Raw genomic sequence first — 12,572 nt, 5'->3', positions numbered from 1 at the left:
AGGTTTGGTCAGAACCAGGAACTAAACGGTGTTTTTTTACTGTGTGGAGGAACTGGTCAGGGGTTCAAGCAGTAGCCGTTGTTCGCCATCAACTTCAGTGCATGAAAAGCGGGCAAACGTCACATTTTTCATATCCCAGGGGGAAGCGACGGTGATCATTCCAATCTGGGCATCCGAAAAAAACAGAATATTGAATAATCTTCCTGAGATCCAACTGGCACCATGAATAAATGGCTGACCATTTACCTGGATCAACAATGTCTGGGTTGGTTTTGGGTCAGTTTGAAAAATGGCTTTCCCAACTTCTTTTAAAACCGACTCTAAAAAAGGATGTTGAATCTCCTTCCCGGCAGCCAGAAATTCGTCTTTTTCACCCAGATGATCAAAAAAGTATTCCCACGGTTCTTTCAGGTTTTTCGCCGTTTGCACTTTTTGTTTCAGCTTAGCCAGTGGTTGATCAAAGTTTGCAGTCATAACACCCCTTTGAATGAAGAATTGAGAATGAAGAATGATAAACCAGTTAGTAGTTAGTAGTCAGTAGTCAGTAGTCAGTAGTTCACCAACTCCATTTCTTTGAGTTATTTAATTGTTCACGAATACGAGCGTTTCATTCCAAAATGATATTACGGGGTGAAAAAAGAACAGGCTGAAGAGTGTGGTTTTATCCATGTTCTTCAGCCCGTTTTCTTCAGCCCCGAGCCCTGAGCCCGAGGATTTTTCAGCCCTGGTTCTTCTAATAGTTGTACACAAAATCCACCCGGTTCAGAAGCGCCCACTGAAGGTCTTCCAGCGTGATTTGCTTTGAATTCACTGGAGCCACCAGAGCTGCAACTTCCTCAGTCGTTGGTTTGCGAGCAATTGTGTTGAGGTAAATCCGTTCAATGGCGACTTGCGCGGTGATTTCCTTGCGATCAAGGGCACCTTCCGTCAATTTCGCCAGCGAGGACCGGTCTTCAATCCGATTGATGATCATTTCGCTGTTAAAGAGTGACAGCGCCTGCACAATCGAACCATTGCTGGTACGCGGGGTTGTGTTGCGATCTCCACGGCCAAACGAGTTCAAGAATGTATACACTGTGTAGGGATCATCGGTCGGTCGGGGACCGTTGCGGAGGTAGCTTGGCTCATCCACCCCTGGCAGCGACATGGTCGAGGTAAAGCCCTGACTGTAGCCCCGTGCCGGGTAGAGTGCCGGTTTTTGGGTGGCATCACACATGGCATCCAGCACTTCTTCAGCCTGCAACCGGCGAACCAGCTTCCGGGCATAGAGCCGGGCATATTCAGGTTTCCATTGCGTTTCGTCATAATGCGATGACAACGCATAGGCTTTTGAAGTGACCATCAGGGTAATCAATGCCCGTAAATCATAGTTTTTGGTCTCAAAGAATTTGGCCAGTTCTTCAAGCAAAATCGGATTTGACGGTTGTAATTCCCACGGGGCCGGTGGTGGATTGTTTGGGTCAAGCCGGGCCAGGTCAAATCCGTCAACCGGATCAACCAGACCAACGGTAAAGAAATGAGCAAATATCCGATTGACAAAGGCTCGGGCAAATTGCCGATCCGAGGTAATCAGCCGGGCCGCCGCTTTGCGCAGATCTTCACCGGCATTTGGTTTTCCATCCCGGAAAAGTTCAAACGTCGGCTCAATCCGTCCGCCAAATCGAGGTGGACGCATCCCGTTATCGGTATTGGCGTCATAGGACCCACGACGGTCAGTGCCCAGGGTAAATTCGGTCAGTTCCGTGTTGGTTCGAAATGTGGTCTGCGAAAAGAACGCCGCCAACCCCCAATATTGAGACCGCTGACGGGTTGAAAAATACAAATTGACCTGTTCCAGATGCCCGGCCCCATCGTGACACGAAACACAGACCGCCTGTGTCCCCAGAAATGTCCGCATGGTTTCGGCAGCCATTTCATCAAAGGCATCCTGGGCAATTTCAGTATTGAAAATCGGGCGCACCAAAAATCCGGCAGGTCCTTCCGAAGCCTTGCCTTCATAGGAAATCACCTCGGTGGCCACATCACGGACGGGCTTGTTGGTCGAAACGGCCTGGCGCAGAAATTCGTGCATGGCATTTCGATCACTTGCCGGTCCAGTCAAGGCATAGTTGCGGGTTAAATCACCAAACCACATCGCCCACCGGTCCACAAAAAACGGACTGTTCATCAGTTCGGTAATCAGTTTGTCTTTTTTCTTCGGGTCGGTATCGGTCACATACTGCTGCAACCGTTCGGGTTTGGGCTGGCGCCCGGTCAGGTCGAGCGTGATGCGCCGGCAGAATTCTTCATCTGTCGCCAGTGCCGCCGGTTTGATTCCCTTTTGAGACAACACCCCGAAAATTTCACGATCAATCAGATGGCGTGAAATGTCAGGCGCGGGCTGGATTGAACTCGGAATGCGAGCTTGTCCCGAAAGCGGACGAACCGGCAGTTTGGCGGTCACGGCTCGGGTGGCACGTTCGGCTTCGCCCAGGGTATCAATCTGGATCGAAAGCCCCGCGTGTGGATCTTTGCGACGGGCATCCTTTTGGGCTTGTTCACGATTTCGGACCTGAACGCTGGTTGAGGAGGCCGCCGAATGGGTTTTGGTTGGCTCCGTGTTGAGCGCCGGGTAGGCCACGGTTGCCGTAAATGCAAAACAAAATAACAGTAACACCAATCGTTTCATATCTTTGTTTCCCCTCCCCATCAAAACAGCGGACTGATTTCAAAGCTGGCGTCATCGCCCACGGCTTCTGGATCAGCATAGCGATAAATTCGCCCGGAAGGTGTATCGGCAATGGTTTTGGTCCAATCAATTCCCAGCACGGAAAACATGGTGGTGACCAGATCCGGCATGTGAATTGGGCGATTGACAGACCAACCAAAATCCTGAACACCGCCACCGGTTTCGTCGGTTGCTCCGATGATGCGGCCCCCCTTGACGCCGCCACCCGCAAACAACCCGCTGAAGACGTAGGGGTAATGATCTCGACCCGAAGACGGGTTCAAATCACCCACCGTTCGGCCAAATTCACCCATCACCATGACCAGGGTTTCGTCAAGCAGGGTCTTCCCACTGGCACTTCCCGGAGTCGCAGCCAGATCTTCCAGCAAGGAACTGACGGCCATGTCCAGTTCGAGACTTCGGCCATACAGGTTGTCATTGTTGTAAATCAGGTTGTGGTGATCCCAGCCATAATGGTCAACTTCGATATAGCGCGTGCCCCGATTGGCCGCCAAAACGTTGCGGGCTACTGCCAGCGAACTGCCGAAATAGTTGTCGCCATACCGTTCAATATCCGAAGCCGTGGCGGTAAAGGCCGCTTTGGTGGCGGAATCCTTCATCATTTTCTCGGCCTGCGCCTGAAAAATGGAAACTGATTCCGAGGCAGTACCCGTGGGCCGATTCCCAATGCCATCCACAAACTGGAGTGCCGCCCGACGGCGGTTAAAGCTTTCCGGTCCATCTGGCGGATCCAGGTTTGGAATGCCATACGCCGGGTAAAACACGTTGAACGGCGCGTGCGTCGCGGAGAGAAAGCCGTTGTTGGAATAGGAAAAGCCATAGTTAAACAGCATAAAGGATGGGAACACATCCTGGGCGGTACGTTGGGCTTCGGATTCGAGCGAAATGACAGCGCCCAAATGCGGCACTTCATTGCGCAGCCCTGGATTGAGCCGCCGCCCGGTCTCAACAAAGTACTCGGCCCGTTCGTGGACAACCTCTGAGTGCTGGAGCGAACGAATGATCGAGCATTTATTGAGTTGCGTTTTGAGTCTCGGCAAAATGCCGCTGGGCCAGTCAATCCCATTTGACAGACGCTCGACGCCCAGCTCATTTGGCGTCCAGCGCCCTTTTTTCAAATCGAACATATCCACGTGGCTGGGACCGCCACGCAGCATGACGAGAATACAATTTCGCGCGGAAGTGCGCGGGGTTACAGCTCGGACTCCCGTTGCGAGACGGGAAAGAGTTTCGGCTTTGGCTGGGTTGGGCCATCCCACCAGCAATGAAGTCAACCCGGCAGCACCGAGTTGCAAAAATGCCCGTCGTTCTAAAACCCAGGGCTCGTTTGACGCCCGTTTGGCCATACTGTGCCTCCTCGTACAGGTACATCTCGTCGCGAATGCTCGGACTTCGGTGGGATGAGCCGGAGCATCGCTGGTGTCGCAATCATTAGGGGAAATGCGGGAATTCCTTCCGATTTCAGGGCCGGTGGCAAGGCTTCAGCCCCGTCCATTGCTGGACATTCCACACACTTCACACGTGGTAAAGCAGTGGGAAAACCTGCAGGCAATCCCTGGTTTTTTATACCGGAAACCTGCAATTTTGGGTTCAAGACTGAAGTGGAAGAAATTGTCGTTTGCTGAGTAAGTTTGCTGATAAGTGCGAGGGTCAGTGTATATCCACCTGACGGCGCTTCACCAGTCGAAATTACTTCAATTTTGTAGAATCCACCGGACTGAAGTGTTTGGGTGAGATGAGATGTGGGATTTCCCACCATAGCACTTTCCACCAGCCGATTGCCAGATGGGTCAATCAAATGTACCCAGAATCCGGAACCTGGCGTTAAAAGCGTGATGGCGACCTGCTGCCCTGCCGTTCCCAAAAACTGATACCCATCAACTTCCTGAGTGGAGGAGAGATTTCCGTTCCCAGATGGCCCGGCCACTATCGTTTGGCCAAATTCAAGCCTGACGGGTTCGGTGACTGATTCGAGGCGATTGAGGCTGCCGCCAGACAACGACAGGCTATAGTCTCCAGTTGAGTTATCGCTAAAAGCTGTAGCATCAATGAAATAAGTTCCAGTGGATGGCAAGGTATAGACAATCCGGGCGTTGGTGCCGCCGGCGGAATCATCATCCTCAGCCAGCAAGGTACCTGGCAGGTACAGGTACAGATAGGCGTCAAAGGCGGCTGAGGAGTGCGTAATCGTCACCTGCTGGCCAGCCGAGCCATTGAACCGGTACACATCCACAAACCGATTTTCATTGTTGGAATAGACGCAGCTACCGTCCAGCGTTCGACGCACGGTCTGACCGAAATTGATGGTGTATGGCGTCACACATCCGTCTTCGTTTGTTCCACCTCCAGCACTGATGACCAGGGTGTAGGGGCCGGTGGCGCCCGAAACGGCTGAGGTCACGTCAATTCCAAACAGGCCGGTTGATGGGAGTGTAAAACTGACCTGCGAATTGGTCCCGCTGAAGTTATCGTTTGAAGCCAGCGTGTTGCGACTGGCATCCAGCAAATAGACAAAGGTGTCAAAGGCCGATGAACTCAAAGTAATCGTCACCGACTGTCCCTGGGTACCCGAAAACCGATAGGTATCCAGATACTGATTTGTGTTTTGATAGGCACAACTGGTATCGAGCGTCCGGTTGATCGTCTGGCCGATGCTGACGGTAAATGGCGTTACACAGCCGTCTTCCCCACCACCGCCACCTGCCGCCTGGGTAATGGTAAATGTTTGTCCGGCAATGGTGAGCGTACCAGTTCGGGTTGTGCTGCCAGTATTGCTGTCAACCCGGTACGACACGCTGCCACTGCCACTACCGCTTGTTCCGGAGGTAATGGTTACAAACGAGCTATTGCTTGTAGCCGTCCAGCCACACCCGGAAGTGGTTGTCACTGAAACGGATCCCGTTTCAGTTCCGGCGCCATGCGAGCGGCTGGTTGGGGAAATCGAATAGTTGCAACTGCCTCCGGGTCCAGCCAGAACCAGCCGATATGGCCCGGTTGAGTTTTCAAAGTACGAAGTCACGTCAAGTTGATAGCTCCCGCTATAGGGCAGCGTAAAGACAATTTGTGAATTCGTCCCGTTGGTGTCATCGTCTGAAGCCAGCGTATTTCGATTACTGTCAAGCAGATACAGGTAGGTATCAAAGGCTGACGATGAAAGCGTAATCGTCACTGGTTGACCGGCGGTTCCATTAAACCGATAGACGTCAATGTTGCGCTGCGTACCCTGGTAGACACAACTGGTGTCAAGCGTGCGATCAATGGTTTGGCCAATGTTGATTGAAAATGGTACGGCACATCCGTTTTCGCCGCCACCATTGCTTGAATTGACCACCACGGTAAAGGTTGGCGAATCAATCACATTGGCACCACTCGCCGTCCCTCGGACAAAGAAAGTATAGACTCCCGGCGGTGTCGCACTGGTCGTAAACATACTCAACGAAGTTGAATTTGCGGTCGTCGGATTCTGGGCAAATTGGAACGTAATCGTCGGCTCAGTGACTTCGGCCTGAATAAAGACCTGCAGCGAGACCGGCCCCGTGAAATTGGTCCGCGTGAGTGCCACATTGAAGGTACTCCCCTGCCCTTGAGTCACCGTCTGGGTCGTGGGGCTGACCCCCAAATTGACCGTTGGGGTAATGGTTGAATTGACCACCAGGGTAAAATCAGCCGACCGGGTCACGGTTGCGCCGGTCGCGGTGCCTTCCAGATAGAAATTGTAAGTACCGCCTGGTGTTTCGGTGGTGGTAAACAGCGTCAGGGTGGTTGCGGCTCCGGTTACGGGGTTTTGACTGTAGTTGAGAGTGATTCCAGGTGGAATCGTGGTTGATCGGATAAAGGTCTGGAGCGTTACCGGCCCGGTAAATCCATTGCGCGATAAATTGATTGCATAACTGGCACTTTGCCCACGATTGACTGTCATCGAACCTGGACTGGCGGAAATACTAACGGTTGGTCCGCCCGATTGCTGGCTCACCACCAGGGTAAACGTAACGGTATTGGTCACCGTCGCTCCCTGAGCCGTCCCGGTCACAGTAAACGTGTAGGTGCCAGGAGTGGTGTTCCAGACGGTAATGGTTGCGGTGTCACCCGTAATTGTTCCGCCAAATGGATCATATCCGGCGGCGGTGACTCGAATATCCACCGCTCCGGTAAAGTTGGTGCGCCGGAGCGTCAAAGAGTACTCGGCATTTTGCCCTGGTGCCGCTGTTTGCGTCGCCGGGCTGATTGCCAGCGCCACGGTTGATTGCCCTTGCGAACTCCGAACCGTCAGCGTGAAGGGCACGGGTGCAATGGATGCCCCGCTGGCACTGCCCACCACCTGCATAGTGTAGGTGCCAGGTGGAGTGGTCGTGGCCGTTCGAATTGTCAGAGTTGAACTTCCCGGCACCGGCATCGGCGACGGACTCAAACTGATGGTGGCTTGAAATGGAATGTTTCCAGTCAACGATAAATTGACGGAACCGGAAAAGTTCGAAGTGGTGCCGGTGACGGTATAGGGCGCTGCATCTCCGGCATTGATCGTCTGTGAATTCTGAGCCAGTGAAAGTGTGACCTGCGCTGGATCTGGATTCACCACCAGCAACACCTGAATGGGTTCGGCTGAACCTCCTAAAAATGAAGCATTGACGCGGAGGGTGTATTCGCCGCGCGGTACGGCAGCACTCGTGCGGGCCGTCAACGTCGCCGTGTTACTGCTGGTTGAAGGTGTATTGAAACTCAAATCAATTCCAGTGGTCTGTGTCCCAACCAATCCGGCGGATAAATTCACGACGCCTTGATAGTTGGTTCGCCTGAGGTCAATGGCATAGGTGGCCGATTGTCCGGAAGAGACGGACCGCGAACCCGGTGTTGATGCCAGAACAACTGATGGTTGTTGGGCCACGGCTTCAACCACGACTGACACCGTAACCGAACTGACGGTGACCCCGCTTGCCGTTCCAGTCACCTGGACATTGTACCGCCCTGGCGAAACGGTTGGACTGGAAGTCACCGTTATCTGGGTTGAATTCCCTGCCACCGGATTTGGACTGATGGTGGCGGAAAGCCCGGCTGGCACCTGGGCAGACAGGTCAAGTGCCTGGGTGGCATTGGTTCGTGCCAGCGAAAGGGTAAAGGTGGTGCTTTGGCCGGCTCTCAAGCTGCGTTCGGTTGGAAAGGCCGTCAAAGTGACGTTTGACTGAGGTGTTCCACTGACATTGATCGAACTTTGGGCCGTGCCGCCCCGGTGGCGAACCGCAACTGGCAAGGTTCCTCCGGCGGTCTGGGCCGGAAGCGTGAATTTGAGTTCCCCGGAGCTGACTAACTGCAGGTTTTGAACCAGTTGTTGCCCGATCAAAACCTGGGTTTCCTGGATAAAATTCTGGCCTGTGATGGTAACTTCAGTGCTGCTGCCAGTACCGACCTGGGTTGGCGTCACGGTATTGATGACTGGTGCCGCCATCGCCACGCGCAACAACGATGCCTGGGTTTTCTGGCTGTCTAAAATCAAAATTGAGTTGTCGGCAATCGCAATAGCAAATGGATTGACAAACGTTCCAGATTGGGCCAGTTCTGAAGTCACGACCTGTTCGCCATTGATCGTCAAGACCCGAACCTGATCATCTTCAGCGACATACAGGTTTCCAAGCGCATCAGAGGCCACGGCTTTCAAGGTGCCCAACGTTGGAGATTGTTGCGGGTCAAAGCGACTGCTGACCTCGGTTCGCCCCTGGGTTGAGCGAATTGTTTTCACGGCGCCACCCGGCAGGGCAATCTGGCGCACACCGGCATTGCGATCAACCACACTTAAAATGTTTCCCGTCAGCGTGATTTTCTGCGGACTGTTAAACCGTGCCGTCCGACCAGTGCCATCCTGACCACCAGCCTGGCCAATTTCACCAGCCAGAAGTTTGGCGGAGGCGGTGACTGAATCCAGCGTCGTGTTGAGGGTAATTTGCCAGATGGTGTGATTGGCGGCATCCGTTACATACAGGTCGCCATTTGAATCAATCGCCACAGATCGCGGTGCCCAGTCGGTGATTCCAGCCGAAATCATATCGTTGAGCGTCACCACGGTTCGCACCTGACCGGTGCCAAGATTCACCCGGCGAAGGCTCCGGTTGTTGGTGTCGGCCATAAAAATCTGGTCGCCGGAAATTCCAATTCCGAGTGGACCATTAAACCGGGCATCACCAAAAATGCCATCAATATTGCCGCTGGCGTTGAGCCTTCCCGCCAGCGGTCCGAGCGGTTGCCCAAGCAAAGCTCCCATCAAAATGTGCTTTTCCCGGTCTGAAACATACACCGCTCCGCCATAGCGAACGATATCGCCGTTTTCAAATCCAGCCAGAGCAGTTGAATTGACTTCGTTGACGGCAAACACCAGTCGGCGGGTGATGCTGCCCGCAGTCAGGCGAATGGTCGCCGCGCCGCGCAAAACACCGGTCACGGTTCCAGTCGCATCCACGGTGGCGCGGTCCGGGTTGTCGCTGGCATAAGCAATCGTGGCGCCGGGAATTGGTGTTCCATTTTGATCCACGGCCACGGCTGTGATCTTGACGGTTGTCCCAACATTGACCACCAGCGAGCGCGGTGCGTCTACGCGAATTGTTCCATTTTGCTGGCTTGATCCCGTCCCCACCACAAACTTGAGCACGTTGGATTGCTGTCCATTGCTCAACTGAACCCGGACGTCATAGGTCTGGTCGGTTTGAAACAACGTGGCCGAAGGATTTTTCAAAAGGATTTTATCGCTCCCTTTGACTTTTGCGGTGACCGGCGTGGAGTTAAACAACACCGTGGCGCCCGATGAAAAACCGCTCCCGCGAAGCGTAATCTTTTTGGGCACCTGTCCGACGGGTGTTTGTCCCGGCACAATCGAAGTCAGTGTCGGCGTCTGGCGGGCAGCCAGCTCCGGAGATTGAGTATAACCGGCTGTTTTTAAATAACTTCCCTGCCATATCAAAAGTCCAAGCAGGCTCAAAATACCCCATCCAATGATGATTCCATTTCGTTGTGCTTTGTTTTTCATAGGTAACTCCACACGCTTTCCAATATAAAGAAGGATGAACAATCAGCTTTTTTGGAGTGGTGCTTTTCCTTTATCTATCGCGCAATAAGTCGTTTCAAATCAGTTTTTGTTCAAAAATTGGTATTTTTCCCAATTATCGTCGAACTGTTCATAACATGCGAACTATGTGCCCAATTCAGGCAATGCGACCTGCTTTTGTTTTTGTTTTTCTGCACCAAAGTGGGTTGAGGCGGTGTCTACTCGGAGTCAGGGTTCAGGGTTCAGGGTTCCGAAAACCCGGAACCCGGAACCTTTCACGCGTAGGTTTTTTGACTTCATCCCGCAGGGATGGGGCAAGGTTAGCCGGTGGTCAGCGTCGCTTTGGACGCGCCACCGGTCACGAAAGTCATTCCCGTGTTTCTCTCCGCCGCTGCCTGCGCCCTGCAGGGGCAATGGCATTAAGTTAAGGGTGGGAGCGCGGGCATCCTGCCCGCTTGAGCTTCAATTCCAACCGACTGCGGGCGAGACGCCCGCGCTCCCAGGTGAAGAATAGTTTCTTAACTTAATGCCATTGCCCGGCAGGGGCGCGGGCAAGCAGAGGGACAGAACCTTATGAGTTGGGCTTCCGAGTAAAGAAAGGACGAAAAGGGCGAAAAGGACATTTATTCGAACCTGTCGAAAATCAGATGCCAGGAAATTTTTTCATCCCTCATCCTTCATCCCTCATCCCTTCAGTTGCCCTGACCAGCATCGAGGCGCCCAGTTCATTGGCTTTTTCCTGGCTAAACAGTTGGCCGACCAGTGCCAGGGCAAATTCAAAGGCGGTGCCTGGGCTCTGGCTGGTAACCAGTTTCCCGTCAATTTCGACGCGGTTGCCGGTGTAAGTGCCATTGGCTTCGGTTTCAAGAAATGGTTTTGCTCCAGGGTGTCCAGTGAACGTCCGTTGTTTGAGCACACCGGCGGTTGCCAGGGCCATCGGGGCGGCGCAAATGGCGGCAATCCCACGTTCTTTGGCCTGATAGGTGCAAATCCATTCCTGAACCGTGGTGTCATGTTGTAAATTGGTCGTTCCAGGCTGACCACCCGGCAGAATAATCAGATCAAACGCACTTTCTGAAGCTGACGGGAGTTCTTTCAACAAAACATCGGCATTGATGGCAATATCATGTGAACCAGTAACAAGCAGTGCATCGCCAATGGCCGCCGTGGTGACGGCGGCACCCGCACGCCGTAACACATCAACCACAATCACAGCTTCCATTTCCTCAAATCCAGTCGCCAGAAAAACCAGAACGTTCGGCATATACTGTCTCCTTACTATAATGAGTGAACTCATGGCAAAAGATGGAACCACAACTATGGCGCGGACATCACGTTCCGTCAAATCTTCAGCTTCAAAGCCTGTCGGTCAGGAAGTACCTGAAAAGACTGGGAGCAAAAAAGCGAAATCTTCAAAAAGCCGTGCCCGGGAAATCATTCGGCGACTCCAGGCGGAATATCCCGACGCGCACTGTTCGCTTGAGTATTCCAGCCCGCTGGAATTGCTGGTGGCGACCATTCTTTCGGCCCAGTGTACCGATGAACGGGTCAACCTGGTCACTCCAACTTTGTTCCGAAAGTTCCGCACCGCCGCCGATTATGCCGAAGCCGAGCTTTCCGAACTGGAAATGGATATTCGGTCAACCGGCTTTTTTCGCAATAAAGCCCGTCATTTGCAGGGAATGGGGCAGCGGCTGGTCGAAGCCTTTGACGGAAAAGTCCCCAAAACCATGGCTGAATTGCTCACCCTGCCCGGCGTGGCTCGTAAAACAGCGAATGTCGTCCTGGGCAATGCGTTTGGCAAAGCCCCCGGAGTCGTGGTAGACACTCACGTGACCCGGTTGTCCAATCGGCTCGGGCTCACCGCCGAATCAACCCCCGAAAAAATCGAGCGGGACTTGATGGCGCTCATTCCCAAAAAACATTTTGTGATGTTTCCGCACTGGCTGATTTTTCATGGGCGAGCGGTGTGCAAAGCCCGGTCTCCGCAATGCCCTGCCTGTGTGCTCGCTGATGCGTGTCCTTCGGCTCAAAAATATGGTGGTCAAAAGGACAAAAAGGACTGAAGGGACAAAAAGGACGCAAAGAGAGATTAGTCTGACTTCGCTGAGTGTGGAATTTCTCTCAAGCGTCATGTTCATCAGGCCGAACAATCACTATTTTAAGCCTCTCAGAAAGTTAAAAATCAAGCCTATGTCTCGATCTTCTTTTGCTCCCCTGGTTCGCCATTCTGTCGTGGGCAGTCTTCTTTTCCTGGCGGGTTTTGTCTGCGTTGCGGGTGACAGATTCCCGGTGACCCAGGCTCAGCAATCGCCACCGGCTCAAACGCCACCAGCATCGGCTGAGACTCCGCAGCCGCCATCCATCCAGGTTGGATTGGTTCCCGGCATTCAACTTGAAGGCGAGTTGCAAGCCGAACAAAAGCATAGTTTTACCGTGCAGCTTGAAGCCAATCAGTATGTCCGTATCGAGGTTGAGCAACAAGGGATTGATGTCATCGTCCGATTGTTTGACCCGGCTGGGAAACAGGTTCAGGAAATGGACAGCCCAAATGGAACCAAGGGACCGGAATATCTCAGACACGTCACGGTTGAAGCCGGAACCTACCGGGTTGAAGTCGCCGGGCTGGAAAAAGGGGCCAAACCGGGGAAATATACCATTCGGCTGGGGGAAGTCCGTCCGCCTCAGCCCGATGACGCTGCCGTTATCCACTATGACCAGCTTGCAAACCGGGTCAAGATCCTGCTTGGTGTTGAACGGTTTCAGGAGGTGCTTCCGATTGCCGAGCAATTGGTGACGGCGGCAGCCGAGGCGTAT

Annotated in this window: 7 protein-coding genes; 2 read left to right on the top strand and 5 right to left on the bottom strand. The window is 53.3% G+C overall.

What is annotated here, in order from left to right:
• Positions 1–36: 36 nt before the first annotated feature.
• The 5 genes from HY774_00035 to HY774_00015 form a co-directional block, all read right to left on the bottom strand.
• Positions 37–474, bottom strand: a complete 438-nt coding sequence (locus HY774_00035) for a hypothetical protein (protein MBI4746846.1) — start codon at positions 472–474, stop codon at positions 37–39.
• A gap of 259 nt (positions 475–733) precedes the next feature.
• Positions 734–2,668, bottom strand: a complete 1,935-nt coding sequence (locus tag HY774_00030) for a DUF1549 domain-containing protein (GenBank protein ID MBI4746845.1) — start codon at positions 2,666–2,668, stop codon at positions 734–736.
• Between the two features lie 20 nt (positions 2,669–2,688).
• Positions 2,689–4,074: a DUF1501 domain-containing protein gene (locus HY774_00025; GenBank protein MBI4746844.1), complete on the bottom strand. Its 1,386-nt coding sequence runs from the start codon at positions 4,072–4,074 to the stop codon at positions 2,689–2,691.
• The gene (locus HY774_00020; GenBank protein ID MBI4746843.1) at positions 4,038–9,737 is read right to left on the bottom strand and encodes a pre-peptidase C-terminal domain-containing protein; all 5,700 of its coding nucleotides are present in this window, start codon (positions 9,735–9,737) and stop codon (positions 4,038–4,040) included. The genes HY774_00025 and HY774_00020 overlap by 37 nt, the downstream gene beginning before the upstream one ends.
• Before the next feature lie 688 nt (positions 9,738–10,425).
• The gene (locus tag HY774_00015; GenBank protein MBI4746842.1) at positions 10,426–11,019 is read right to left on the bottom strand and encodes a DJ-1/PfpI family protein; all 594 of its coding nucleotides are present in this window, start codon (positions 11,017–11,019) and stop codon (positions 10,426–10,428) included.
• A 55-nt stretch (positions 11,020–11,074) separates the two neighbouring features.
• Between HY774_00015 and nth the strand changes: the two genes are divergently transcribed.
• The gene (gene nth / locus HY774_00010) at positions 11,075–11,821 is read left to right on the top strand and encodes an endonuclease III (GenBank protein MBI4746841.1); all 747 of its coding nucleotides are present in this window, start codon (positions 11,075–11,077) and stop codon (positions 11,819–11,821) included.
• Positions 11,822–11,948: 127 nt separating this feature from the next.
• Positions 11,949–12,572: PPC domain-containing protein (locus HY774_00005; protein MBI4746840.1), on the top strand; the 624-nt coding region annotated here is incomplete at its 3' end.

Source organism: Acidobacteriota bacterium (assembly GCA_016208495.1).
GTDB lineage: Bacteria > Acidobacteriota > Blastocatellia > Chloracidobacteriales > Chloracidobacteriaceae > JACQXX01.
The sequence above is the reverse complement of the archived record's forward strand: the minus strand, read 5'-3'. Positions and strand labels throughout refer to the sequence as shown.